At 72.1% G+C, this 25,420-nt stretch carries 23 protein-coding genes; 9 read left to right on the forward strand and 14 right to left on the reverse strand.

What is annotated here, in order from left to right; all coding sequences use genetic code 11:
* Positions 1–18: 18 nt before the first annotated feature.
* Complete coding sequence (locus tag OHT77_RS05405) at positions 19–3,195, reverse strand: cytochrome P450 (RefSeq protein ID WP_328826823.1); 3,177 nt, start codon at positions 3,193–3,195, stop codon at positions 19–21.
* A gap of 207 nt (positions 3,196–3,402) precedes the next feature.
* Between OHT77_RS05405 and OHT77_RS05410 the strand changes: the two genes are divergently transcribed.
* Both OHT77_RS05410 and OHT77_RS05415 read left to right on the forward strand, forming a co-directional pair.
* Positions 3,403–3,834 (forward strand): DUF6234 family protein, encoded by a 432-nt coding sequence (locus tag OHT77_RS05410; RefSeq protein ID WP_328826824.1) that lies wholly within the window; start codon positions 3,403–3,405, stop codon positions 3,832–3,834.
* Positions 3,835–3,925: 91 nt separating this feature from the next.
* Entirely contained in the window at positions 3,926–4,537 is a 612-nt protein-coding gene (locus tag OHT77_RS05415; protein WP_443048200.1) for a PAS domain S-box protein, read from the forward strand.
* On the opposite strand, the gene OHT77_RS05420 is transcribed toward OHT77_RS05415, so the two are convergent.
* Entirely contained in the window at positions 4,468–5,397 is a 930-nt protein-coding gene (locus OHT77_RS05420; RefSeq protein ID WP_328826827.1) for a DUF3626 domain-containing protein, read from the reverse strand. The two genes, OHT77_RS05415 and OHT77_RS05420, sit on opposite strands and share 70 nt — an antisense overlap.
* 131 nt (positions 5,398–5,528) lie before the next feature.
* Between OHT77_RS05420 and OHT77_RS05425 the strand changes: the two genes are divergently transcribed.
* Complete coding sequence (locus tag OHT77_RS05425; protein WP_328826828.1) at positions 5,529–6,023, forward strand: FBP domain-containing protein; 495 nt, start codon at positions 5,529–5,531, stop codon at positions 6,021–6,023.
* A 2-nt stretch (positions 6,024–6,025) separates the two neighbouring features.
* On the opposite strand, the gene OHT77_RS05430 is transcribed toward OHT77_RS05425, so the two are convergent.
* Complete coding sequence (locus tag OHT77_RS05430; RefSeq protein ID WP_328826829.1) at positions 6,026–7,027, reverse strand: quinone oxidoreductase family protein; 1,002 nt, start codon at positions 7,025–7,027, stop codon at positions 6,026–6,028.
* A gap of 150 nt (positions 7,028–7,177) precedes the next feature.
* Here OHT77_RS05430 and OHT77_RS05435 point away from each other — a divergent pair, with 150 nt between their 5' ends.
* Entirely contained in the window at positions 7,178–7,744 is a 567-nt protein-coding gene (locus OHT77_RS05435; RefSeq protein WP_328826830.1) for a CGNR zinc finger domain-containing protein, read from the forward strand.
* Between the two features lie 45 nt (positions 7,745–7,789).
* Here the strand turns inward: OHT77_RS05435 and OHT77_RS05440 are convergent, their stop codons facing one another.
* On the reverse strand, positions 7,790–8,383 hold the full coding sequence (locus OHT77_RS05440) for a TIGR03086 family metal-binding protein (protein ID WP_328826831.1): 594 nt from the start codon (positions 8,381–8,383) through the stop codon (positions 7,790–7,792).
* 115 nt (positions 8,384–8,498) lie between these two features.
* Between OHT77_RS05440 and OHT77_RS05445 the strand changes: the two genes are divergently transcribed.
* The 3 genes from OHT77_RS05445 to OHT77_RS05455 all read left to right on the forward strand — a co-directional run bounded on the left by OHT77_RS05445 (position 8,499) and on the right by OHT77_RS05455 (position 12,254).
* Complete coding sequence (locus OHT77_RS05445) at positions 8,499–9,752, forward strand: FUSC family protein (RefSeq protein WP_328826832.1); 1,254 nt, start codon at positions 8,499–8,501, stop codon at positions 9,750–9,752.
* A gap of 90 nt (positions 9,753–9,842) precedes the next feature.
* Positions 9,843–10,895 carry a hypothetical protein gene (locus tag OHT77_RS05450; protein WP_328826833.1) on the forward strand — a complete coding sequence of 351 codons (1,053 nt, stop codon included), beginning with the start codon at positions 9,843–9,845 and terminating at the stop codon, positions 10,893–10,895.
* A gap of 138 nt (positions 10,896–11,033) precedes the next feature.
* Complete coding sequence (locus tag OHT77_RS05455; RefSeq protein ID WP_328826834.1) at positions 11,034–12,254, forward strand: lactonase family protein; 1,221 nt, start codon at positions 11,034–11,036, stop codon at positions 12,252–12,254.
* Here OHT77_RS05455 and OHT77_RS05460 read toward each other — a convergent pair.
* Together OHT77_RS05460 and OHT77_RS05465 are read right to left on the reverse strand one after the other, a co-directional pair.
* Positions 12,222–12,947 carry a DUF2470 domain-containing protein gene (locus OHT77_RS05460; RefSeq protein WP_328826835.1) on the reverse strand — a complete coding sequence of 242 codons (726 nt, stop codon included), beginning with the start codon at positions 12,945–12,947 and terminating at the stop codon, positions 12,222–12,224. The genes OHT77_RS05455 and OHT77_RS05460 overlap by 33 nt on opposite strands.
* Positions 12,948–13,047: 100 nt before the next feature.
* Positions 13,048–13,656, reverse strand: a complete 609-nt coding sequence (locus tag OHT77_RS05465) for a TetR/AcrR family transcriptional regulator (protein WP_328826836.1) — start codon at positions 13,654–13,656, stop codon at positions 13,048–13,050.
* Positions 13,657–13,764: 108 nt separating this feature from the next.
* Between OHT77_RS05465 and OHT77_RS05470 the strand changes: the two genes are divergently transcribed.
* Positions 13,765–15,297 carry a cytochrome P450 gene (locus OHT77_RS05470; RefSeq protein WP_328826837.1) on the forward strand — a complete coding sequence of 511 codons (1,533 nt, stop codon included), beginning with the start codon at positions 13,765–13,767 and terminating at the stop codon, positions 15,295–15,297.
* Here the strand turns inward: OHT77_RS05470 and OHT77_RS05475 are convergent.
* Together OHT77_RS05475 and sigJ are read right to left on the reverse strand one after the other, a co-directional pair.
* Positions 15,259–16,089 carry a pentapeptide repeat-containing protein gene (locus OHT77_RS05475; RefSeq protein WP_328826838.1) on the reverse strand — a complete coding sequence of 277 codons (831 nt, stop codon included), beginning with the start codon at positions 16,087–16,089 and terminating at the stop codon, positions 15,259–15,261. The genes OHT77_RS05470 and OHT77_RS05475 overlap by 39 nt on opposite strands.
* 5 nt (positions 16,090–16,094) lie before the next feature.
* Complete coding sequence (gene sigJ / locus OHT77_RS05480) at positions 16,095–16,988, reverse strand: RNA polymerase sigma factor SigJ (RefSeq protein WP_328826839.1); 894 nt, start codon at positions 16,986–16,988, stop codon at positions 16,095–16,097.
* 111 nt (positions 16,989–17,099) lie between these two features.
* On the opposite strand from sigJ, the gene OHT77_RS05485 reads away from it, so the two are divergent.
* Complete coding sequence (locus OHT77_RS05485) at positions 17,100–19,259, forward strand: PI-PLC domain-containing protein (RefSeq protein ID WP_328826840.1); 2,160 nt, start codon at positions 17,100–17,102, stop codon at positions 19,257–19,259.
* A 24-nt stretch (positions 19,260–19,283) separates the two neighbouring features.
* Here OHT77_RS05485 and OHT77_RS05490 read toward each other — a convergent pair whose 3' ends face one another.
* The 6 genes from OHT77_RS05490 to rhaS all read right to left on the reverse strand — a co-directional run bounded on the left by OHT77_RS05490 (position 19,284) and on the right by rhaS (position 25,370).
* Positions 19,284–19,889: an FxLYD domain-containing protein gene (locus OHT77_RS05490; protein ID WP_328826841.1), complete on the reverse strand. Its 606-nt coding sequence runs from the start codon at positions 19,887–19,889 to the stop codon at positions 19,284–19,286.
* An 88-nt stretch (positions 19,890–19,977) separates the two neighbouring features.
* Positions 19,978–21,282, reverse strand: a complete 1,305-nt coding sequence (locus OHT77_RS05495) for an alpha/beta fold hydrolase (protein ID WP_328826842.1) — start codon at positions 21,280–21,282, stop codon at positions 19,978–19,980.
* 101 nt (positions 21,283–21,383) lie between these two features.
* A complete protein-coding gene (locus OHT77_RS05500; protein ID WP_328826844.1) occupies positions 21,384–22,415 on the reverse strand; it encodes a LacI family DNA-binding transcriptional regulator in 1,032 nt (343 codons plus the stop codon).
* An 88-nt stretch (positions 22,416–22,503) separates the two neighbouring features.
* Complete coding sequence (locus tag OHT77_RS05505) at positions 22,504–23,916, reverse strand: BNR repeat-containing protein (RefSeq protein ID WP_328826845.1); 1,413 nt, start codon at positions 23,914–23,916, stop codon at positions 22,504–22,506.
* A gap of 19 nt (positions 23,917–23,935) precedes the next feature.
* Positions 23,936–24,256, reverse strand: a complete 321-nt coding sequence (locus OHT77_RS05510) for an L-rhamnose mutarotase (RefSeq protein WP_328826846.1) — start codon at positions 24,254–24,256, stop codon at positions 23,936–23,938.
* 31 nt (positions 24,257–24,287) lie between these two features.
* A complete protein-coding gene (gene rhaS / locus OHT77_RS05515) occupies positions 24,288–25,370 on the reverse strand; it encodes a rhamnose ABC transporter substrate-binding protein (protein WP_328826847.1) in 1,083 nt (360 codons plus the stop codon).
* Positions 25,371–25,420 lie beyond the last annotated feature (50 nt).

The following is a 25,420-nucleotide window of genomic DNA, read 5'->3' on the forward strand; positions in this document are numbered from 1 at the left end:
CCCACCTCTCCGTCCCGGTCAGCCGGCGGCGTACACGTCCTCGACGTAACGCCCGTCCGCCATCAGCGTGTTGAGCCACTGCTCGGCGGCCGTGTCGTCGGCGCCGGGCGTGCGGTCCCGGTACAGGGTACGGAACGCCTCGCGCACGCCGGGTGCCATGCGTGCGCCGTCGCCGCAGACGAACACCCGGGCGCCCGCGTCCAGTAGGGCCCACACCTCGTCGGCCTCGGCGGCGACGCGGTGCTGGACGAAGGTCACTTCGCCCTCCGGGGCGGCGCTGAAGGCCGGGCGGAGCGAGACGGCTCCGGCGGTCTCGGCGGCGCGGAGTTCGTCGGCGTGGAGGTAGTCGGCGTCGGGGGCGTCGCAGCCGAAGTAGCAGAGGGCCGGAGCAAGTTGGGCACCGCCCGCGAGGGCCGCCGTGCGGTCGGCGATGGTGCCGCGGAAGGGGGCGAGTCCGGTGCCGGCCGCGATCATCACGATCGGGGTGGAGTCGTCGATGCGGAACGCCTCGCGGCACGGCTGGACGCGGGCGTACACCGTGTCGCCGGGTGCGACGGTGTTGAGGTGGCCGGAACCGGTTCCCCGGTAGACGCCCTTGCCGGAGCGGGCCGGTGCCTCCAGCAGGGAGACCATCAGGTCCGCGTGGCCGGGGTCGACCGCGGGCGAGGACGAGATCGAGTAGTGCCGGGGGCGCAGCGGGGTGAGCAGGTCCAGCAGCGTCGGCCAGTCGAGGGCGCCGCGCAACGCCGGGTGGTCCTCGACGAGTTCGACGAACGTGCGCGGGTCGCCGGTGAGCGCGGCGAGGGCGATGCGTTCGGGCGGGCAGGGGTTGGCGGCGGCGAGCGCGACCAGCTGGTCGGCGGTCGGGCGGTCCTGCAACTCGACGTGGTGCGTGAGCAGGTGGCGCACGGTCACGGGCCGGTCGACCGCGAGGCCGTCGCGGCGCGGGCGGGCCGGGCGGATGTCGAGCACGGCGTCGAGGTCGACGCCGAGGGCGGTGGCGGCGCGTTCGACGAGGGCCGGGGCGTTCACGGGCAGGACGGTGAGGTGGTCGGCGGTCCGGTAGCCGGTGCCTTCCGGCAGGGCGACGCGGACGAAGCGCTTGCGGCGCGGGTGGCCGGGGGCGGTGAGGTCGCGGGCCTCGGTGACGGTCATGGGGACGAGGCCGTGCCGTGCGGCGAGGGCGTCCAGGTGGCCGCCGGTGAGGGTGCGGACCTCGTAGCCGGCGAGCTGCTCCACGGGTTCGGCGTCCGTGGCGTCGGGATCGCCGTACGTCTCCAGGAGTGCCGTGCGCAGCCGGGCCGTGAACTCCCGTACGGCGCCGGTGAGATCGCCCGAGGCGTCGGCCGCGGCGCGCTCGGTGAGGCGGGTGGCGCCGAGTTCGGCGAGGCGGGCGTCGATACGGGTCGGCATGTGCTGATAGGTGGCGGCCCAGTTGCGGTCGCCGACGCCGAGGACGGCGTAGGTAACACCGGTGAGGTCGTGCGGCTGCTCCAGCCAGGCCGCGAAGGCGAGGGCGTCGTCGGTGGGGCGGCCGTTGTAGGAGGCGGAGGCGATGACGACGGGCCGGTCGGTGGGCAGTCCTTCGGCGTACGCGTCGAGCGGCGCCACCTCGACCGCGCATCCCAACCCGGCTGCCTCGTCGGCGAGTTGGGCGGCGAACTCGCGGCAGGTGCCGTAGTTGCTGCCGTGCAGGAAGAGCGCCGAGGTGCCGGGCCGGACGCGCGCGGGCAGGCCGGCGGTGGCGGCCGTGGGAGTCACAGGGGCCTCGACCGCACCCGGCAGCGGACCGTGATCGCGGTCGGCGGGGGTGCGCGGGGTCAGGGTGAGGGTGAAGCCGTCGGGCTTGAGAGTGAGGGTCTCCTTCACCGTGAGCCGGTAGTCGGCGTGGTCGTGCAGCCGGTAGCGGTGGACGAGCATCGCGAGCAGCATGGTCGCCTCGTGCAGCGCGAACTGCCGCCCGATACAGGCGCGTTCACCGGTGCCGAACGGCTTGAAGGCGTGTACGGAACGCGCCGCCTCCGCCTCGGGGGTGAAGCGCGAGGGGTCGAACAGCTCGGGGTTGTCGCCCCACCCGGGCTGCCGGTGCAGCATCGGCGCGATCACGGTGACGGCCTGCCCGGCCCGCAGCGGAATGCGGCCGCCGAGCACGGTGTCTTCAAGCGCGTGCCGGCTGAACGCGGCGGCGGTGGGCCACAACCGCAGTGCCTCGTTGAGGACTTGGCGGGTGTAGGTGAGCCTGCCGACCTCGTCGTACGTCGGTTCCGGGTCCGCGGTGTCGCCCCACAGCGCGTCCACCTCGCGCTGCACGAGTTGCAGCACGGCGGGGTGCTTGGAGAGGTAGTACAGCGCGAACGACATCGCGCCGGACGTCGTCTCGTGGCCCGCGATCAGGAAGGTGATCACCTGGTTGCGGATGTTGGCGGTGTCGAGGGTCGTGCCGTCGGCCGGGTGTTCCGCGCTGAGCATGAGCCCGAGGAGGTCTCCTGCGTCGGCCTGGTCGGTGCCGGTGCGGGCGGCGATGACCTCGTCGACGACCTGGGCGAGATAGTCGGCGTCGGCGCGGAAGGCCGCGTCGGCCGCCGTGCGGTCCTCGCCGGGGACGCGCGCCAGCCCGGTCATGCTCCACTCCAGGCAGCGGACCATGGACTCGACGAAGGGGTGCGGCTCGGCCCGCTCGAACGACCCGAAGTCGTAGTCGAATCCGGCGAGTCCGATGGTGTCGAGGGTCATCCGGGTCATGTCGTCGGCCACGTTCACCGGGCGTCCTTCGCCCGCGCCCCGGTCCCAGGACTCGATGAGCCGCCGGGCCACCTTGAGCATCACGGGGTGGTAGGTGTGCATCGAGCCGAGGGCGAAAGCGGGCATCAGGATGTCGTGCGCCCTGGCCCAGTTGGGCTCGTCGTTGTACGCCGTGAAGAGTCCGTCGGCGGTGAAGGCCCGGACGTTCTCCAGGGCGGGCCCGATGTGCTTGGCGAACCGCCGCTCGTCGGCGAGTTCGGCCACCAGGTCCAGATCGCTGACGAACAGGGCGTCCCGCCCGTGCAACCGCCTTACGAACACGGGTCCGTGACGGCGCATCAGGTCCATGATCTGCTGCATCGGGGTGCGGCCGGGTCCGGTCGCGGTGATGTCGACGACGGGCACGCCGGGGAGCGTGTCGGCGGGCTGGGGGTGCGGCGCGGTGGGGGGCATGGCGCGACAACTGCCTTTCGCGGTACGGAAGTACTGCGTTCCAGCGTGCTCGCCCCGTCCCGGCGGACCGCGCCATGGGACTACAAGATCGTGTAGCGGAAACCACGGACGGCGTCTTGCGCGGACGCCCCGGTCCGGCTAGGCGGGCGCGCCGACTGAGTGCGCGTACTCATGCGCTCCCCGTGACCGCTGCGGCAGGGTGGGCCCATGACGCAGGTACTGCCCGAACATCCGCCCCGGCACCGCCGATGGCCGTGGTCCCACCGGACGTCCCGCGCCTCGGACGTCCTCGCCGCCATCACCCTGTTCGTCGCCGAGGCCGTCTTCTTCGCCTGGTCGACGTTCACCTCCGGCATGGAGGGCTGGGCCGCGCAGGGCGACCGGGGCAGGATCGACGCGGCCACGCTCGCGAACATCGCCTGGATGGAACACTTCCTCTACGCCCTCCTCGCCCTGGCGGCCCTCGCGGCACTCTCCCGCGCACCATGGACGACCGTGTCGCACCTCGTCACCGCGGGTCTCGTGTTCACCCTCCTCATCGGCATGCAGCACGAGTGGGACCGCGGCCATCCGACCCCCGCGCCCACGCCGAGAGCCGGCTACTCGCCCTGTTACAGCGGCAGCGGGACCTGCAACTGAGCCGCATGATGGTGGGGCGGGCAAGGTGTGACAGGAGGTGCCGGTGGACTGGGCGCGCAGAGAGGGCGTGGTGTGGCGCAACCGCGCCCTGATGCTCTTCGACCGGGTCGCGGTGCCGGTCGCGGTGTGCGATGTGTACGGCTCGGTGCAGGCGGCGAACCCGGCGATGGCGGCGGAGTGCGGGACGACACCGGGGCAGCTGCGCGGGCAGGACGTGCTCGGCCTCTTCCAGCCGCAGGAGTCGGGACAGGTCGAGCGCATCGCGGAGGCGCTACGGCTGCGGCACCGGTCGCGCTACCAGGTGTCGGTGCGCTGGCGGGCCCCGAACGGCGTCGAGCGCCATGGGGAGTTGACGGCCGACCCGGTCAGCGACACGGTCGAGGAGACCCCGGCGCTGCTGGTCATGCTGCGCGTCCAGGGCGAGGGCGACCCCCGCGCCGGCGCACCCCGCGAGGACCCCTCCGCGCAGGTCACCCCGATCGAGGGCCGCATCCTCGCGCTCCTCGCGAGCGGCGCCACCACCGCCCACACGGCCCGCGAGACCGGCCTCACGACGGACGGCGTGACCTATCACCTACGGCGGCTGTCGGCCCGGTGGGACGCGGCGAACCGTACCGAACTGGTCGCCCGCGCCTACGCGGTCGGGGTGCTCACACCGGGCGTGTGGCCTCCGGTGCCCGTCTCGGCCGCCGCCGAGCGGTAGGCCGTGCCCGCGCCCTCCGGTGCCCCGAAGCGGGCGAGGGTGTGCCAGACCATCTTCAGGTCCTGGAGTGCGTGGTAACCGGTGCGGGCCGCGTCGCCGATGATGCGCGGGTCGACGATCCCGCGCTCGGCGATACGGGCGCCGAGGTCGGCGTACTCCTGGCCCCGGTAGTCCGCGTGCCGGTGCAACTCCCTTACGGAGAGCCGGTATCCGGGGTGCCACTCGACGGGGCAGGGCAGCCTGCGGGCGGCGGTCTCGACGGGGGTGCCGCGGTAGCTCGCGTCCAGGACGAGGGCCTCCGTGTCGCGGGCGAGGTCGACTCCTCCGTGGACCTGGGTCTCGATGTAGTCGTTCAGGGCGTCCTGTTCGTCGGCCTCGGCGAGCGCGATCAGGTGCATGCCGGAGGCGACGCCGAAGTCGGTCGGTTCGGCGGCGCTGTCGGGGTAGCAGAAGGTCGCGCGGGCGAGGGCCGCACCGGTGAGCCGGAGGTGCGAGGAGCCGAACCTCGGTGCGGCGCCGACCACTTGGCGGCGGAAGTTCAGCGCGCCGTACACCGGTCGCTCGGGTGCGGGCGCCTCGTCGTAGGCACCGGCGAAGATCCGGCTCTCCCAGCGCCAGCGGTCGCCGCCGGGGTGGGCGGTGAGCCCGCCGTTGCTCGTGCCGGTGACGAACTGCGAGTGGTAGGTGCCGTCCTGGGCCAGCGCGTCGAGGATCGGGCGGCCGCCCGCCGTACGGTCGGGATGGAAGTTGAGCGTGATGCGCAGCCGCGGGTCGACGGCCGGACCGGACGAACCCGCCGCCACATGCCGCAGCGCCCGCGCCTGGTGCGCCCCGACACCCTCGACGCCCCCGAAATCCATTGGCCCCTCCACCGCTCGCCTCATTACCCTGACCCGAAACCTAGACCCCCTAGGTTTCGGAAACCGACACCGCCTCAGAGGCGCCGGAGCGCCGGCACCGCCCGAGAGGCGCCGCCCCAGGAGACTCCCCCATGAGATCACTCACCGAGCAGGACATCCGCAGCTCCTTCGTCAACTGCTCGAAGGGCGAGGCCAAGCGGCTGGCCGTCCCCCGAGATCTCGACACCCGCCCCTGGGGCGACCTGGACTTCCTGGGCTGGCGAGATCCCGGTGCGCCCGACCGCAGCTACCTCGTCACCGAGCGGGCGGACGGGCTGATCGGGGTCACGCTGCGGTTCCCCTCCTCCCAACGCGGCTTCCTGCACCGGAGCATGTGTTCGCTGTGCGTGACGACCCACCCGGGCGGCGGGGTCTCCCTGATGACCGCGCGCAAAGCGGGCCCGGCGGGGCGTGACGGCAACTCGGTCGGCCTGTACATGTGCACCGACCTCGCCTGCTCCCTCTACGTACGCGGCCGGAAGATCCCCGAGTCGGGCATCCGTATCGAGGAGAGCCTGACCGTGGAGCAGCAGATCGAGCGGACGGTGGGCAACCTGACGGCGTTCCTGGACAAGCTTTACGTCTGAGGTCAGTCCCCCGGCACCGCGATCACGATCTTGCCCCGGTTGTCCCGACGCTCCAGCCGCTCGTGGGCGGCGCGGGCCTCGGCGAGCGGTACGACGGTCTCGATCGGCACGCGGTAGGTGCCCGCCGCGACCCGCTCGGCGAGTTCGCGCAGGTCGGCGCGGGGGTCGTAGCCGCCGTGGATCTGGAGGTTGGTGAGCTGGAAGCCGAGGATCGACGCGTTCTTCGGGTAGAAGTCGCGGGTGTCGACGGTGCTCGCCTCCAGGGCCACGTTGGCGAGGGCGACGACCCGGCCGCCCTGGCCGATCTCGCGCAGGCTGCGCCCGAAGGCCGCGCCGCCGACGGTGTCGAGGACGACGTCCGCGCCGCGTCCGCCGGTGAGCCGCAGCACCTCGTCGACCTCGGCGTCGTCGGGGTGGGCCGAGGTGTCGAGGGTGGCGTGGGCGCCGAACTCCCCTGCCCAGGCGGCCTTTTCGGGTGATCCGGCGAGGGCGATGACCCGGGCGCCGGTCTCGGCCGCGATCTGCACGGCGGCGCTGCCGACCCCGCTCGCGGCGGCCTTCACGACCACCGTGTCCTCCTTGGTGACCCGGGCGAGGTGGCGCAGGCAGTACCAGGCCGACAGCCAGGCGACGGGCAGGGCGGCGGCGTGGGTGAGGTCGATCCCGTCGGGCAGGGCGGCGACCTGCGTGGCCGGAACGGCGGCCAACTCGGCGTAGAAACCGGGTGAGTTGATGCCGTCGAGGGCGACCACCCGCTGCCCGACCGTGAAGTCGGTGACGCCCTCCCCGAGTGCGGCGACGGTGCCGGCGCCCTCCACTCCGGGGATCAGCGGCGGGCGTCCGGCCCGGTGGTAGTTCCCCGACCTGATCAGGGCGTCCGCGCGGTTCACGCCCGCCGCGGCGACCCGCACCAGGACCTGCCCGGGACCCGCGACCGGGTCGGGCACCTCGACCGGTACCAGCACCTCGGGCCCGCCGAACTCTTCGATCCGTACCGCACGCATACCGAACCCGCTCCCTGTCGCGGCCACGACCTCTGGCCGACACCTGTTGAACTGGTGTCACCATGCGACACCGGATGAACCGGTGTCAAGGGATGCCGGCACCCTCGCGTACACCGCATGAACCGGTGTACGAGAGGTAAGCTCGCTGCCATGACGCCTCCGCCCGCCTTCCCGTTCATCGGCGGTCGCCCCTGCCTGAACTTCGTGGCGACGCTCGGCAAGCGGCACGGCACCCCCGTCGAGCGACTGCCCGATGCGGCGGCGCTGGCCGCGTGGATCACGGAGGCGGAGCTGTCGCCGGGGACCGAGCCGGTGCGGGTCACGGCCCGCGAGCTGGCGGACGCGCGCACCCTGCGCGAGGCGCTCTACCGCGTCGTACGCGACGCGATGGCCGGGCGGGAACCGGCGGCGACCGATGCCGAGCGGGTCAACGAGGCCGCCGCACGGCCGGATCTCGCGCCCCAACTGGGCGCGCGGCGCTGGAAGTCGGCACATCCGGCGCGCGCGGCGCTGGCGACGGTGGCCCGGGACGGCGTCCTGCTGGTGGGCGGTCCGCTGCTGGAGCGGGTCAAGGAGTGCGAGAACCCGGAGTGTTCGCTGCTGTTCCTCGACGACTCCCAGGCCCGGCGCCGCCGTTGGTGCTCGATGGACCGCTGCGGCAACCTCGCGAAGATCGCGGGCTATCGGTCGCGGAGCAGGGCCGCCGTCACCGAATGACGGCGGACGAGAGGTGACCGCCACCGTCCCGGTGTGTGGTGTCCCTCAGGACGCGGCGGGCGTCCAGTGCGGGTCCCGGCCGAGGAAGGCGAGAAGCGCCTCGGCCTTGTCGTAGCCCTCCTTCGTCTCGAGCGCCGGCCCGAACACGTGGAAGGCGTCGCGGAGTTGGTCGACGAGCTGGTCCGCGACCGGCCGGATGCCCTCGGCGAGGTCCGTGCCGAGTGGCCGGTTCTGGCCGGTGGCCGCGGCGATGTCCCAGGCGTGCACGGCCGCGTCCATGGCCGCCGTCGCGGCGGCGGACGCGAGGGGCATCGGGCCCAGCGGCGTCGGTACCTGCTCGGCGTCGGCGGGGAGGCTCGCGTACGCGTCCGCCACCATGGTGAGCACCTTGTCGAGTCCGGCGACCGGGTCGCCGTCGAGGGCGTCCTCCGGGTGGAAGGGGTCGGAGTCGGGCCGGCCGCCGGTGAGGAGGAGGCCGTAGGCCTGCTGGTCGATGCGGGCGTGGTTGAGGACTTGTCGTACTGTCCACTCGCTGCACGGCGTCGGCGCGGCCCAGGCCGTGTCGGGCACGGCGGTGACGACCTCGCGCAGATAGGCGTGCGAGCGCAGCAGTACCTCGATGCCCTGGTTGTCCGTCATGAACGTTCCCCTCCCGTTGGCTCCGTCCGGTACCGACAATCTAGGACGACTTGCGGACAGCTACTGTCCTCAAGAGAGAAGTTCGGCGCATCTGGTGAGAGGGAATAGGCCAAGGATGCGAGATGTCCGGGAGTGGGCGGCGCCGCTGGCGCGGCTCGTGGGACGGCACCGGGACCCGGTGGTCGTCCAGACGCTGCGGTCGGCGACCGCCGCGACCGTCGCGTACGTCGTCGCGCTGCGCCTGAGCCCCGAGCCCGCGCCGCTGACCGCTCCCCTCACCGCCCTCCTCGTCGTCCAGGTCACGCTGTACGCCACCCTCACCAACGGCATCCGCCGGGTGACCGCCGTGGTCACGGGCGTGCTCGTCGCGATCGCGTTCAGTCTGCTGGTCGGTCTGACCTGGTGGAGCCTGGCCCTGCTGATCGTGGCCGCGCTCGTGGTGGGGCGGCTGGTGAGAGTCGACGAGTACGTGCCCGAGGTGGCGATCAGCGCGATGCTGGTCCTCGGGGTCACCACGGTCGGGAACACCGCCTGGGCCCGGGTCGTCGAGACCCTGATCGGCGCGGTCGTCGGCCTCGGCTGCAATCTGCTGCTCGCTCCCCCGGTGTGGGTCGACGAGGCCGGCGAGTCCATCGAGGGCCTGGCCCGGCGGCTACGGCGGCTGATGCGCCGCATGGGTGAGGAAGCGGCGGGCCGTACCCCCGTCGACCACGCCACCGCGCGGCTGCACGAGGCGCGCCGGCTCGACCACGACATCGTCGAGGTGGACGCGGCGCTGCGGCAGGCCGAGGACAGCCTGCGGCTCAATCCGCGCGTACGGGAGGGCCTGCTGCACCGGATCGTGCTGCGGACCGGTCTGGACACCCTGGAGATCTGCACGGTCGTGCTCCGCGTCCTCGCCCGCACCTTCACCGACCTGGCGAAGGAGCGCGAACCCGAGCCGCTGTTCGCGCCGCCGACGGGGGCCGCCGTGGAGCAGCTGCTGTCGGAGGTCGGGGACGCCGTGGTCAGTTTCGCGGTGCTGGTGACCACCGATGTGTCGGTGAGCGCGGAGTCCGCGGAGTCGCGGCTCAGCGCCGAGCTGCACACGGCCGCCGCGACCCGCGACAAGCTGGCCCAGCTGCTCCTGGAGGACGTCCAGCGCGATGCCTCGCAGTGGCAGCTGCTGGGTGCGATGCTCACCGAGGTCAACCGCATGCTGGACGAGCTGGACACCGAGCACCGCTCACGCCGGCTCTTCGAGGAACTCGACCGCTGCGCCCGCGAGCAGCGTGAACGCATGCCCTGGCTGACCTGGCTCCGGGAGCGCGTGGGCGTACCGGACCGGCTGCGCAGGAACCGGGGCGAGGGCGCCGATCGTTCTAGGTGACGGAGTCACCGGGGGCCTTCGGCGAGCGAACAGGGGGGCGGGCGGGCCTCCGGCACTGGATCACATGGCGGATCAATGGGGGGCGGGCGTATGACCGACAGCAGCGTGCGGATCGACGGGAACACCTTGCAGCTGCCGGGCGGTGCGGCGGTGCGGTTCGTCCGCACCCTGCGGCTGCCGGAGACGGGCACGCATCCGTTGCCTCCTGGGCTCGGCGAGTTCCCGGTCCGGCGGGTCGCGGACTTCCCGGACACGGTGCCCGAGGAGTGGCGGGCGCGGGGCGGGGTGATGCTCCCGGTGTATCTGCGCGAGGCCATCTGGCTGAGCTTCGCGGGCACGCGCCGGCCGGCGGCGCTCCAGGTCGGGGTGGGCAAGGTGTGCGCGGTCTCGGGCGAGCCGTGGAGCGACCGGCTGTCCCGGGACCCGCAGAACTACGTGGTGCTGCCCCGCCAGCCGTGGCTCGACGGCATCAACTCCGGGAAGGGCACGGTCCGTCAGTTCGTGGCGGTCCCGCTCGGCCTCGGCGCGACGGTCGAGGGACAGGTCACCGGCGAGGAGGTCTGGGGCGGCGTACAACTGCAGTGCTTCTCGCTCAACGACCGGGAGTTGGCCATCTGGCGCGAGGCCGAGCAACGCCTCGCGCGGCAGGCGCGCACGCGTGCGGCCACCCTGCCGACCGGTGGCTACGGCATGCCCGCCATGCCGATGGCCGCGCAGGCCGCCCCCGCGCCCGGCGGTCCCCCGGCCCCGAGCAGGCGGGCCGCCGCGATGGGCCTCGGCGTCGGCGGTTCGATGCGCCAGGAGGTCTACGCGGACGACCGCCCGCTGTCGTCCTGGGCCGAGCAGCCCGCGGGCCGGGTCTTCGTGCACCTGGTGACGCCGCCGGAGTGGCGCCGCATCACCGGTGAGGCCCCGCCGCCGTCGCCGGTGGACCGGGCCGCGTACACCCGGGCGGGGCTCCCCTGGTTCGACTACTACGACCAGGACGCCGAGGATCTCGCCCCGACCGACGCCCTGGGCGCGGTGCAGCCGGTCGGCGGCTGGCTGGGCGACGACCACGAACCCTGGCAGGCGCCCGCCCCCGGCCAGGTCGAGCCGCTCAAGGACACGAAGGGCAAGCCGGTGGAGGACGGCGACTGGTGATCCGGCAGGGACGGCGTCTGGTGATCCGGCAGGGCGTTGCACCCTCTGCAACGCCTGTTGTCGGTCTTGCGCTCGACGGGCCCCGCACGCCAAGGTTGCTGTGACGACCGAGCCGAGCGACGACCTGAGGGTGTGGGCATGACCAGTGGTGCGGAGGCGTCACGCGAGGGCTGGAGCAGGCGCCGTTTCATCGGCGCCCTGGGCGGAGCGGCGGCGGTGGTCGCGGTCCCCGCCCCGGCCTCGGCACCGGCGGATCCCGAATCCGCCCCGCCGACCGGCTCCACGACCGCACCGGCACCCAGCGCACACCGCACGGGCAAGGCCGCGGGCCCCCACCCGCTCTACCTCGGCACCTACACCTCGGTCGACGGCGGCGGCAAGGGCATCGGCCTGGCGGCCTACGACGCGGCGACCGGCCGGATCACCGGTACGGGCACCCTCACCGGCGTCCCCGACCCGTCGTTCCTCGCCCTGCACCCCGACGGCCGCACCCTGTACGCGGTCGACGAGCAGACCGCCGGCGCGGTGACCGCCGTACGCCTGGCGGACCGCAAGGTGCTCGGCGCGCGGAGCACCGGCGGCGCGGGCCCCTGCCATCTGTCCGTGCACCCGAGCGGGCGGTGGTTGCTGAGCGCCAACTACACGTCCGGCAGCGTGGCCGTGCACCCGATCGACACCTCGGGCGCGCTCGGCGAGCGCACGGCGCTGGCCAAGCACTCCACTCCGCAGCCGGGTCCCGGCCAGGACGGTCCGCACGCGCACCAGTTCGTGACCAGTCCCGACGGCGGCCATGTCCTCGCCGTCGACCTGGGCACCGACACGGTGTACACCTACCGCCTGGACACCGCGAAGGGCACGCTCACCGAGGTCTCGCAGGCGCACACCCGTGCGGGCGCGGGCCCGCGCAGCCTGACGTTCCACCCCGGTGGGCGGTACGCCTACCTGGCCAACGAGGTCGACGACACCATCGCGGTCTGCACCTACGACCCGGCCACGGGCGCCCTCTCGATCGGCGCCCCGCAGCCCAGCGGCAGCACGGGCAGCACCACCAACTACCCGGCGCAGATCCTGGTCACGTCGAACGGCGCCTACGCCTATCTCGCCAACCGGGGCGACAACACCCTCGCCTGGTACGCCGTCGAGGCGGACGGCGCCCGGCTCAGGCTGCTCGGCACGGTGCCGGTGTCCGGTGACTTCCCGCGGCAGATCGCGTTCTCCCCGGACGGCACGCTGCTGTTCACGGCGAACCAGAAGTCGAGCACGGTCAGCGTGTTCCACGTGGATGCCACGAGCGGTGAACTCCAGCTCGCGGGAACGCCGTTCGCGTCACCCGTCGCCGTCTGTGCGCTGCCCCTGTAGGGGGCGCGGGCAGGACGCGGCGCTGGCCTGGGTGAGCAGGACGTGCATGCGCTCGGTGAGGTCGGCGACGGTGTCGGCGGGCGTGTGGAACGGCAGGCGTACGTCGCCGTGGGCGCGGGTGCGCTCGATGCGGAGGGTCAGTCCGTGCCGGTCGACGGCGAGGGGCTGGACGCGGACCGCGCCGTGCAGGCTGTCGGGCTCGACGAGCCGGGTGAGCCGCTCGACGGCGTCGGAGTGGCAGTCGGCGAGGTGGGTCAGCAGCTGAGCCTCGGCCAGGGCGAGCGGGTCGGGTTCGGCGGCGGCGAACTCGTCGAGGTCGACGACGACCGCGCCGGACGGCGGGCGCAGCACCACGCGGGTCGCCCGGAAGGCCAGGTGGTCGTCCTCGGGGACGAACCAGCCCGCGAGCCACAGCCGGGCCCGGATACGGTTGCGCACGGGGACGGGTGCGACATCGGCGAACTCCAGGACGGCGGACGGCTCGCCGCGCGGCGCGCAGATCGCGGCCGCCAACAGGGCGCTGTCCTCGGGCACTTGAAGGAGCACGCGGCCGTCGTCGTCGACGCTGTGCGCGCCGACGAACTCCTCGCGACCGCCCTCCGCGGTCACCGCGCAGGACCATGCGGCGGCGAGCACCGAGCGGGCCCGCTCGGCCGCGGCGGGCGCGGCCGTCCACGATTGGGTGTCACCCATCCCTGAACCTCCTTAGGTAAGCCTTGCCTAACTTACCGAAGATCGGGGCGCGCGCCAACCACGCCACGCAATCTGCACGACTTCCCTGACGAACCGCCGTTCAGGGCGAGAGGACGCCCAACAGGGCCCGTGCGCACAGATCGCGCACCTGCTCCCGGCTCAACTCCGGCCCGCGCAGCCACTCCAGGCAGACGGCGGTGGTGAACGCCAGCCACCCGCGCACCGCGAGCTTCGTGTCGGCCCGCTCCCCCACGGTCGGCCCGAACTCCGGATCGGCCGCCAGCGCGGCCAGGATCTGCCGCTCCTGCGCGGCCAACGCCCGCTGGTAGACCCGCCGTACGGTCTGATCCCCGGCCGCGTCGGCGCGATGGAAGGCGCGGTAGCCGTGCGCGTGGGTGTGCACGTACTCCAGATACGTGTCGAGGGCGACGGCGAGCTGTTCACGCGCGGGCACGCCCGGCACCGCCGCCGTCATCCGCAGCATGCGCTCGCTCTCGCGCTCCACGACGGCCGCGAAGAAGTCCCGCTTGGTCGGGAAGTAGTGGTAGAGCAGCCCGCGGGAGACCCCGGCGATCTCGGCGACCTGCTCGATCCACACGTCGTCGTAGGGGTCCTCGGAGAACAACCGCGCGCCCACCGTGAGGAGTTGCTCCCGGCGCTCCTCGGTGCTGAGCCGGCGGCGTGTGCGCTCACCCTGATTGGCGGCCATTCCCGCACTCTACTTGACGTCGGTTCAACAACGGGATCAGACTGAAACCCGTTATTGAACCCACGTACAACAGGCTCAACCTGCCGCTGGCTCAAGGGAGATCGCGTCATGGCGGAGACGACGACGGTGACGCCGACCGGGCTGCCGAAGGGATTCCGGGACGCCGAGCAGGGCTGGCCCGAGCTCGACCGCATCCCGCACCCCCCGCGCCGGGTCCCGTTCCTCGGTGACGTCCTCGGCGCCGACCGCCGCACCCCCCTCCAGGACACGCTGCGCTACGCCCGGCAACTGGGCCCGATCTTCCGGCGGAAGGCGTTCGGCAAGGAGTTCGTGTTCGTGTGGGGCGCCGACCAGGTCGCCGACATGGCGGACGAGTCACGGTTCGCCAAGCACGTGGGTCTCGGGGTGGCGAACCTGCGGCCGGTCGCCGGGGACGGGCTGTTCACGGCGTACAACCACGAGCCCAACTGGCAGTTGGCGCATGATGTGTTGGCGCCCGGGTTCAGCCGCGAGGCGATGGCGGGCTACCACCCGATGATGCTGTCCGTGGCCGAGCGCCTCACCGACCACTGGGACCGCGAACTCGCCGCCGGACGCCCGGTGGACGTCCCCGGCGACATGACCAAGCTAACCCTGGAGACGATCTCGCGCACCGGCTTCGGCCACGACTTCGGCTCCTTCGAACGCGACCGTCCGCACCCCTTCGTGACGTCGATGGTGGGCACGCTCAGCTACGCGCAGCGCCTCAACTCCGTACCGTCCCCGCTGGCCCCGCTTCTGCTGCGCACGGCAACTCGGCGCAACGACGCGGACATCGCCTACCTGAACAACACGGTGGACGCGATGGTGCGGGCCCGCCGTGACAGCGGAGGCGGCGACGGCGACCTGCTGGACCGCATGCTCGACACCACCCACCCCGACACCGGCGAACGGCTCTCCCCCGAGAACGTCCGCCGTCAGGTCATCACCTTCCTGGTCGCCGGCCACGAGACGACCTCCGGTTCCCTGTCCTTCGCGCTCCACTACCTGGCCCGCCACCCCGAGATCGCGGCCCGCGCCCGTGCCGAGGTCGACCAGGTGTGGGGCGACGCGGAGACCCCCGGCTACGACCAGGTGGCCAAGCTGCGCTACGTCCGCCGGGTCCTCGACGAGTCGCTGCGGCTCTGGCCGACGGCCCCCGCGTACGCTCGAGAGGCCACCCGGGACACGGAGTTGACCGGAATCCACCCGATGCGCCGAGGCGCCTGGGCGCTGATCCTGACGCCGATGCTGCACCGCGACCCCGAGGTATGGGGCCCGGACGCAGAGGAGTTCGACCCGGACCGCTTCGACGCCAAGGCCGTACGCTCCCGCGCCCCGCACACCTTCAAGCCGTTCGGCACCGGCGCGCGAGCCTGCATCGGCCGCCAATTCGCCCTGCACGAGGCGACGTTGGTCCTGGGCCTGCTGCTGCGCCGCTACGAGCTGCGCCCCGACCCGGCGTACCGGCTGCGCGTGACGGAACGCCTGACGCTGATGCCGGAGGGGCTGCGACTCCACCTCGGCCGGCGCACGGCGTCGGCGCCGCCGACCGCACCGGTCACGGTCCCGGACGAGGCCGCCTCAGCGGCCCGCTGCCCAGTGCACCGGGCGGACGACTGACCCCGGCGGCCTGGTCCCCGCACTCCCCCGCGCCGCGTTGACCTGCGGCTGGGTGAGGAAGAACGCCCCGGTGAGATCGGCGTCCGTGAGGTCGGCGTCCCGCAGATCGGCGCCGATCAGATCCGCGCCGCGCAGGTCGGCCCCCGTGAGATCGGCGGCGATGAGGTAGGCACCGCGCAGATCCGCCCGGCTCAGATCGGCGCCCCTGAGGCGGGCACCCATGAGGTCGGCACCCCGCCGGTTCTTCTTCTTGCCGCGCACCCCGGCCCGCACCAGCTCGCTGGTCCGCAGCAGCAGCACGTTGACCTCCTGGCGGTGCGCGCCCACGTCGAGCGCGCCCAGCTCTTCGGGCGTGCCGCGTGTGAGTTCCTCGGTGCGGTCGAGGGCCCGGCGCAGGTCGGGGTGGACCGGCCCGGCGGCCGGCAGGGTGAGCGCCTCGGTCAAGTACCAGAGCAGTTCGTGCAGTTGCCGGACGACGGGGAACACGTCGAACATCCGGCGGGCCCCCGCCCCGTCGGCCGTACGCCAGTCCTGGCCGCCGAAGGTGACCTGCGAGACCTTCTGACCGGCGCCGAAGCAGTCGTAGACCGTGCAGCCGCTGAAGCCCGTCTGCCGGAGCTCGGCGTGGATGCCGCACCGGTGATCGCCCCGGAGGTTCGGGCACGGGGTCCCCGCGGGCTTGTCGATCGCGAAGTCCTTCGCGGCGATGAAGGGCAGCGCCACACAGCACAGCCCGAAACACCGCTCGCAGTCGCCGCGGAGGGCGAGGCGGGGCGCTATGTGATCTTCCATGTCGTTCAGCGTGCTGTTCCGTTCACGTCGAGGCGGGCCAGTCGTTCCGGGTCGGACAGGATGTACATCTCGGCGATGCGGCCGTCGGTGATGGTCACGCCCATGACCGAGAGCACCCGGCCCTCGGGCGCGTTGACGACGCCCACCGAGCCGTTGACCAGGGCGAGTCGGGCGTGGTGGGCGAACGGCGCGAAGAGCAGCGCCTGTTCGGCGACCGTGTGCGCGCCGCGCAGCGCCTTGGAGGCGGCCGCGCCCCGGATCAGGGCGCCGGAGTCCGCGCGCAGGGCCACGTCCGGGTGGAGGAGGGCGACGAGGGCGTCGAAGTCGCCCTCGCGGGCGGCCGCGAGGAAGGCCTCGACGATCTCGCGCTGGCGGGCGAGGTCGGGGTCGGCCGAGGGGCCGGCGGCCTGGACGCGGCGGCGGGCCCTGCTGGCCAGTTGGCGGGTCGTGGCCGACGTCCGTTCCACGATCGGGGCGATGTCGTCGAAGGGCACCGCGAACAGGTCGTGCAGGACGAACGCGAGCCGTTCGGCGGGTTCCAGGGTCTCCAGGACGACGAGGAGGGCGAGGCCCACCGAGTCGGCCTGGAGCAGCTCCTCCTCGGGGTCGACGGGCGTCAGGGGACCGAGCAGCGGGTCGGGCACGAACGTCTCGTCGATGGGGTCCTCGCGGCGCGCCGCACGGGCGCGCAGCAGGTCGAGGCAGACCCGGCCGACGACCGTGGTCAGCCAGCCGCCGAGGTTCCTGATCCCGTCCGCGCCGGTCCGGCTGAGCCTCAGCCACGTCTCCTGAACGGCGTCCTCCGCCTCCGGCACCGAGCCGAGCATGCGGTACGCCACGGCGCGCAACCGGCCGCGGTGCCGCTCGAAGCGGTCCGCCAGAAGATCGTCGTCGTTCACACCGTCCCCGTTCCCCGTCGTGGAGTGGAAGGCCCAGGTGATCAAAACACGTGCGCCACCGCGATGGCCACGCGTTTGCGGGGCCGGTGGGGCGGGACGACCATGTGTTCCATGGACCCGCTCGGCGTCGCGTCCCGCAGGCTGCCGCGCCTCGCGGCCCTGATCCTCGCCGTCCTCGCCACGGCGGTCCTCACCACCACCGCCACGGCCCGCTCGACCGTGGTCTCACCGGGTTTCTACCGCTCCGCACTGAACGAACAGAAGGCCTACGACCGCCTCTACGACCAGGTCCTGGTCGACCCGGAGACGGCGGCCGTCACCCGGGGACTCCTGGCCCGGCTGCCCGTCCCGGAGGCCCAGGTCACCTCCAATCTCAGGCTGGTGCTGCCACCGGAGACGGTCCGGGACCTCACCGAGCGGCAGATCGACGCCGTGGCCGGCTATCTGGGCGGCAAGCGCGACACGCTGGACCTCACGGTCGACCTGCGGCCGGTGCTGGCCAACCTCAACGACCTCGCCCAGATCTACTTCGGCGATCTCGTCGCCTCCGTCCAGGACCGCCCCGAGCCCGACTTCCAGCGCTTCTCGACCGACCTGACCGCCGCCCTGGGAGACGTCGTCGCCGGGCACGTGCCCACCGGTCTTCCCGCCCTGCCGCTGACCGGGGCGCAGGCGGACCAGGCGGCCGCGACGCTGGTGAGCGGTCTGCCCGCCGCCGAGCGCGATGCCCTGCGCCCCGCCGTGGAGACGGCACTGCGGGACGGCGACGTCGCCACCGCGCTCGCCACCGTCGCCCCCGCCGTCGTGACGGACCGCACCCGTACGGCCGCCGACCGGCTCCGGGCGACCGTCGACGGTGGCACCTGGAACCTCACCGACGCCCTCGCCGCGTCCGGCAACGACCTGGCCGCCCTCCACCACGCCCGCGCCTACACAGCCGTGGGCCTCGCCCTCGCGGAGTCCCTCGCCGCGGCCCTGCTCGTCGTGACCCTGGTGGTGCTCTGGCTGGGCAGCTCCGCGCCTCCCGGCCGACGCCTGCTGCCGCTGGGCTGGTCGCTCGCCGGGGGCGGGGTGCTGGCCGGGCTCCTCGCCGTCGTGTTCCGGCTGATCAGCGGCGGCCGGGTGATAGACCCGCCGGGTTCCTGGCCGCCGAGCCTCGCCCGGCTGGTCGACGACGTCCAGCGCACCGCCCTGGACCGGCTCACGGCCACCGCCCTCACGACCGCCCTCGTCCCCGTCCTGGCCGGTGCCCTCCTGACCGGCGTCGGCTGGGCCCTCCAGGTCGGGCCGCGCGTCACCGTGCCCCGCGTCCGCTGGCTGGCCCTGGCCACCGGCGGTGCCGCCGTCGCCGGTGTCCTCCTCGTGCCGTACGCCGTCACCCCCGTCGCGCCCCGCACCTGCGAGGGCAGCGCGGCGCTGTGCGGCCGGTCCTACGACGAGGTCGCCTATCTCACCTCGCACAACGCGATGTCGACGACCGTGGACCGGTTCATCGGCCCGCTCCAGGACCCGGGCATCTCGACCCAGTTGGACGACGGCGTGCGCGCCCTGCAGATCGACACCTACCGCTGGGAGCGGCCGGACGAGATCACGCAGCGGCTCGCCGAGTCCGACTTCACCCCGGAACAGCGGCAGTTCATCGCCACCGCCGTCGACAAGTTCAACCCGCCGCGCGCGGGACTGTGGCTGTGCCACTCCGTGTGCCGGGCCGGTGCCGTCGCCCTGGTGCCCGCACTGCGCGAGATCGGCGACTGGATGCGTGCCCATCCGACCGAGGTCGTCACCCTGATCGTGCAGGACGCGATCAGCGGCGAGGACACCCAGAAGGCTTTCGCGCAGGCCGGGTTGAGCGATCTCGTGCACACCCCGGACCCGGATCCCGCGAAGCCGTGGCCGACCCTCGGCCACCTGATCGACAGCGGGCGCCGGCTCGTCGTCTTCGCCGAGCAGGCGGACGGCCCGGCGCCCTGGTACCGGAACTTCTACGACTACGGGATGGAGACGCCGTTCGCGTTCCGCACCCCGCAGGAGATGAGCTGCGTCCCGCACCGCGGTGGCAGCGACAAACGGCTGTTCCTGCTCAACCACTTCATCACCGTCGACGGCGGCAGCCGTCTGGACGCCGGGAAGGTCAACTCCCGGCAGTACGTGCTCGACCGCGTCCACCGCTGCGAGCGGGAACGCGGTCGGCCGGTGAACTTCGTCGCCGTCGACTACACGACGATCGGCGACGCGGGCGGCGCCGTGGACGCGCTCAACTCCGAGCGTTGAGGCGCCTGTTGCCCGGCACACCGCTCAATAGCGCTGCGCCTTGGCCAACTTGGGGGTCAGCACCGGCTCCGGAGGCTTGGTGCTGATGGCGACCGGCTGGGCCTTGGCGCCGGGTGCGAGGTTCTCGGCGCCGACGTAGCGGGTCTCCACCACCTTCCCCGAGGAGTCGAGGAAGTCGACCTGGACGGCGTAGGACGCCTTCTTGTCGGTCTTGTTGGTGATGTTGACGACCACGGCGAGCAGGCCGCCGGTCTGGGCGCGCGGTTTGCCGGTGATGGCGACCTCCGACACCGCGTTGCCCTGACCCTTGACGTCCTTCAGTTCGTTCTGGGCGTCCTTGCTCGCGCGGGCCACCTCGGAGGACACGGAGGCCTCGAAGGAGGACGCCGCGGCCGACGCGGAGGACGCGGCGGCGGAGACCCGGGCCTTGGCCGAGGCGACCGCCGAGGACGCGGCCGACTTCAGGGCCGACGGTGTCATGCCCGAGAAGGAGGCCGTGTTCGGTGTCGAGGCCTGCGAGCTGCTGTTGTCGTTGTCGTCGCTGCAGGACACCAGCGCGACCGAGCTCGCCGCGACGACGGCGAGGACCAGGGCGGCCGGGCGGGCCCGGCGAAGTGACTTGGTATTCATCGAAATGAACCCTATGCCGGAATTTTCGACCCGGCATGTCCTCTACGGCCACCCGGTGGAGACCCCGCCCAGCGGCGAAATCCCCGCCCTACGCCTCGTCGCGCGTGAGGGCGATCAACCGGTCCAGGACCCGCGGGCCGCCCGCCCGTACGCCGTCGTGCTCGAACTCGTCGGTGACCCAGGTGCGCAGCCCGCGGATCGCGCGGGCGGTCTCCAGGGAGTGGGTCGCGTCGACGTACATGTCGTCGTGGTAGACGGCCGCGGCGACCGGGACCTCGTTGGCGGCGAGCCGCGCCGGGTCGTAGAGGGGCTGCCAGTCGGTGCGGGCGGCGAGGAGTTCGGCGGTGTCGCGGAGCGGGCGCAGCGCCGGGTCGCAGTCGAACATCCAGGGGTGGATCGACTCGCCGGTGAAGAGGAGGGGGCTGTCGCCCGCGAGCGTCTTCGCGGCGTCGAACTGCGGGAACTCGCCGCGCACGCGCTCCGCCGACCAGTCGGTGGGACGGCTGTCCTGCGCGTAGACCGCCTCGTGGACGAGGGCGTAGAGGGGGTGGCCCGCGTACGACAGGGAGTTCTGGACCTCTTCCTGGAACGCGTCGGAGAGTTCGTGGCCGCTCGGGGTGCGGACGAAGGCGTTCTCCAGGAGGAAGTGGAGGCGGTGGCTGCCGTCGCTGCCGCCGAGCATGATGCCGAGGGACTGGAAGGCCTCGACGGTCAGCCGGTAGCCGTTGGGCAGGACCGGCTCGTGGCGCATCAGGTGCTCGGCGATGCGGCGGGCACGCTCCACGTCCTGCGGGTAGCGGTCGTAGTGGGCGGCGACCTTGCGCTCGATGCGCGGGTAGGCGGCGCGGTAGACGTCGTCGGCGTGCGCGTCGAGCGACGGCAGGCCGCCGGTGAGGATCGCGGCGCTCAGGCCCTCGGGTGCGGTGGAAAGGTAGTTGACCGTGCAGAAGCCGCCGAAGCTCTGGCCGAGGACGGTCCAGGGGGCGCCGCCGGTGAGGGCGGGGCGGATCGTCTCGCAGTCCCGGACGATCGAGTCGGCGCGGAAGTGCGTGAGGCGCTCGGCCTGCTCGGCGGGGCCGCCGTACAGCGGGAGCGTCTGGCGGGTGAGCGGGGTGGAGTGGCCGGTGCCGCGCTGGTCGAGGAGGAGGACGCGGTAGTCGTCCAGGGCACGGCCGAGCCAGGCCTGCCGTCCGACGAAACGATTCGCCCCGAAACCGGGTCCGCCTTGCAGGTAGACCAGCCACGGCAGGTCCTCGCGGTCCGCCTTGTCGCCGGCGACGACCTCACGGGCGTAGAGCTCGATGGTCTCGCCCGCGGGGTCCTCGTGGTCGAGGGGCACGGTGAAGTGGCGGTCGGTGAGGACGACGCCGGGCTGGCGATAGCTGACGGACAACGGTGCTCCTGGGACGGACGGTGTGCGGGCCGCGACACAGTTCAGCACATGTGCGTCCGATATCCGACCCCCGGGATCATGAAATCCTACTGACCGGCGGATCAGCGCGCAGCGAGGCTGGAGCGGCGCACGACCAGTTCCGGCTGAAGCACGACCCGTCGGTGCTGGTGCGGACGGGCCGCCGTGTCCGCCTCCGCCTCGGTCTCCTCCAGGAGCAGTTCGGCAGCCAACGCGCCCATGGTGACGGCCGGTTGGCGCACGGAGGTGAGCGGTACGGCCGCCGCCGCGGCGAACTCGATGTCGTCGTAGCCGACGATCGCGAGGTCGTCGGGGACGCCGACGCCGGCCGCGTACATGGCTTGAAGCACACCCAGCGCGAGGAGGTCGTTGGCGCAGAAGACGGCCGTCGGCCGGTCGGCGAGACCGAGCAGCCGGGCTCCGGCGTCACGTCCGGCGGCCACGTCGAGCCGGTCGGTGGGCAGCTCGCGCAGCGCGTCGGGGTCGAGACCGGCCTCGGCGAGCGCGTTCTTCGCGCCGGTACGGCGGTCCCGCACCTGGTTGAAGCCGGGCGGACCGCTGACGTACGCGATCGAGCGGTGCCCCGCGTCGATGAGGTGCCGCACGGCGAGCGCGCCGCCGGCGACGTCGTCCACGGAGACCGAGCACTCGGTGGTGCCCTCGGCGACACGGTCGACGAGCACGAAGGGAATGCCGTGCCTGCGGAACGACTCGATGTTGCGCCCGGTCGCGTCGGCCGGGGTCAACAGCACGCCCCGCACCCGCTGTTCGGCGAAGAGCGAGAGGTAGTCGGCCTCCTCGACGGGGCTCTGCGCACTGTTGCAGACCATCACCCCGAGCCCGGACTCCCGCGCGGCCCGCTCGGCGCCGCGGGCCACGTCCACGAAGAACGGGTTGCCCATGTCGAGCACGAGCAGCCCCATGATCCGGCTCCGCCCGGCACGCAGCTGGCGCGCCGACTCGCTGCGGACGTAGCCGAGGCGGTCGATCGCGGACAGCACCCGGGCCCGGGTCTCCGTGGCGACGGTGTCCGGGCGGTTGATGACGTTCGAGACCGTGCCGACGGAGACTCCGGCGGCGCGGGCGACGTCCTTGATACCCACCGGCTGGGCCATCAGGCGGAGACCTCCAGGGTGACGTGGGGCGGCGGGAAGGTCTTCACATTACCGCCATGACCTGTACCGACTCCTCCGACCGCGCCCTTCATGCGGGCAGGGCGAAGTCGACGACGTGGAGTGCCGAGGGGGTCGTGCCGCTCGACTTCTCCTGGTACATGAACGACAGCACGTTGTCGGCCTTCACCCGCGGTTCGTCGACGACGACCTCGCCGAACGCGTTCAGGCCGGCGCCGTCGTACAGCAGCGCCCAGTCGGCGTACCCGGAGGCCTTCGAGGCGCCCGCGACACGGCCGTAGGGCAGCACGGCGTAGGCGTTGTCGTACTTGTCCAGGACCAGTTTGGTGCGTTGGCTGGAGCCGAGCGCGATCGGGATCTCGGTCTTCTGCCAGCTGCCCGACGCGTTCTTGCGGACGTGGAAGGCGCGCCCGTTGGCGGTGCGGTCGGTCACGTAATCGGTGGTGCACTGGCCGAAGCGCCCGGGGACGTAGCTGATGATCGCGTGCGGGAGCCCGGCCGAGTCGGTGGACTGGCTCTCCTGGTTCATCAGGGAGTGGTCCGGGTTGAGCGAATCGACGACGAGACCCGCGTCCGTGACGGCCACGGTGTTCGAACTCCCCGTCGTTCCTACGACAGTTCCGGCGTCGTTGCGCCAACTGCGGCCCCGGTCGGTCGAGTAGACGTAGCCGGTGTCGTGGTTGGTGATGCCGCCGCCGCTGCACATCACGGCGGCGGACTGCTCGCGCCAGGTGAAGAACGAGTGCAGGCGGCCGTTCACGTCGTAGTCGATGCCGTGCAGGTACATGTTGCGGGCGGTGCTGGAGCCATGCGTGCTGGTGTAGGTGCCGGTCGAGCTGCTCCACTCCCCCAGCGCCGTCCAGGCCGAACCGTCGTACTCCGCAAGGGCGTTGCGGCCGTTGCCGGAGATCCCGACGCGGTAGCTGAGCTGCAGCCTGCCCTCCGGGGTGGTGATGAACTGGGGGTAGGTGAACTGTGAGGTGAGGGCGACACCGTCCAGCGATGTCTGCACGGCGCCGAGGACGGCCGAAGTCCACGCCGTGGACGCCGGGTTGTCGAGGAGGCCGGCGACCGACTTGACGTAGAAGAAGCCGTCGCTGTGGGAGTCCAGGTTGAGATGGAGCCGGCCGTCGACCTCGGAGACCCCCATGGAGATGACGTTGTGGGAGTCGTCGCTCTTGAGGGTGTGGGAGAGCGTGAGCGTGGACCAGGCGGTCGCGCCCAGGACCCGGCGGGCCACCACGGCACGCTTGTCGGCGGTGTACCAGGCCGCGTACTGGTAGCCCTTGTAGGTCAACAGGCCGTTCTTCTGGAACGAGTTGTTGTTGACCAGGCCGTCGTACGAGACGAAGTAGACGGCCTGGGCGTCGAGTTGGGTGGTGCTCTTCTTGGTGACGGAGGGGCCGGGGTCGGCCGCCCGTGCGATGCCCGGCGTTGCCACGGCCGCAAGTATGGCGGTGGCGAGCACGGCGCGTCTTCTCATGACGGCTCCTGTGGGGGGATCACGCGAGGTGGAAGACCTCGGTGAGGGGCTTCATCGCCTCGTCGGGACGGGCGCCGTCCAGGGACTCGAAGAACGGCGCCATCTCCGCCTGCCAGCGGGAGTTGATGTCGGTGGCTTCCATGCCGGCCTGGGCGGCGGCGAAGTCCTCGGTCTCCACGTAGCCGACCAGCAGGCCGTCTTCACGCAGGAAGAGCGAGTAGTTGTGCCAGCCGGTGGCCGAGAGTGCGTCGAGCATCTCGGGCCACACGGCGGCGTGCCGCTCGCGGTACTCGTCGAGGCGGTCCGCCCTGACCTTCAGCAGGAAACACACGCGCTGCATCAACACCCCCTTGGGGAAAGGGACTTCGGGCCTAGAAGTTGAACTGGTCGATGTTCTTGGCGTCGAACACGGTCGGCTTGCCGAGGTTGATCACGCCGTCCTTGCCGATGGTGTACGACGTCCCGCCGGCCTTGAAGGTCTCGCCCTCCTTGCCGGTGATCTGCCCCGACGACAGCGCCACCGCGGTCTGCGCGGCGAGGGCGCCGAGCTTCGCCGGGTCCCACAGCTCGAAGCCGTCGACGGTGCCGTTCTTGACGTACTTGCGCATGTCGTTGGGGGTGCCGAGACCGGTCAGCTTGACCTTGCCCTTGTACTTGGAGCCGGAGAGGTACTGGGCGGCGGCCTTGATGCCGACGGTGGTCGGGGAGATGATCCCCTTCAGGTTCGGGTGCTCCTGGAGGAGGCCCTGGGTCTGCTGGAAGGACTGCTGGGCGTCGTCGTTGCCGTAGGCGACCTTGACCAGCTTGATGTTCTTGTACTTCGGGTCCTTCAGCTCGTCCTTCATGAAGTCGATCCAGGTGTTCTGGTTCGTCGCGGTCTGCGCGGCGGACAGGATCGCGATCTCGCCCTTGTAGCCGATCTGCTGGGCGAGCAGCTGCACCTGGGTACGGCCGAGGTCCTCGGCGCTGGCCTGCGACACGAAGGCGTTGCGGCACTCGGGGTTGGTGTCCGAGTCGTAGGTGACGACCTTGATCTTGTTGCTCATGGCCTGCTTGAGCGCGGTGCACAGCGCGCCCGGGTCCTGCGCGGACACGGCGATCGCGTTCACCTGCTGCTGGGTGAGCGTGTTGACGTAGGAGACCTGCCCGGCGGTGTCGGTGGCGTTGGTCGTACCGACCTCCTTGTACTTCTCGCCCAGCTCGGTCAGCGCCTTCTCGCCACCCTTGTCGGAGGTGGTGAAGTACGGGTTGTTGACCGCCTTGGGCAGGAAGGCGACGGTCAGCCCCTTCTTGAGCGCGGCACTGGGATCCGCCTTGCCACCGGAGACAGCCGCCCCGGTGTTCTCGTCCTTGACGTCCTTCTTGGTGGTACCGCCGCAAGCGGTGGCGACGAGCGTGAGAGAAGTGACGGCGACGAGGGCCGCAAGGGAACGGCGAAGGGATGTTTTACGCATGACACGGGTTCCTTTGATACGAGGTTTGAGTGATAGCGCCCCCTTCAGGG

The organism is Streptomyces sp. NBC_00252 (assembly GCF_036187565.1).
Lineage (GTDB): Bacteria > Actinomycetota > Actinomycetes > Streptomycetales > Streptomycetaceae > Streptomyces.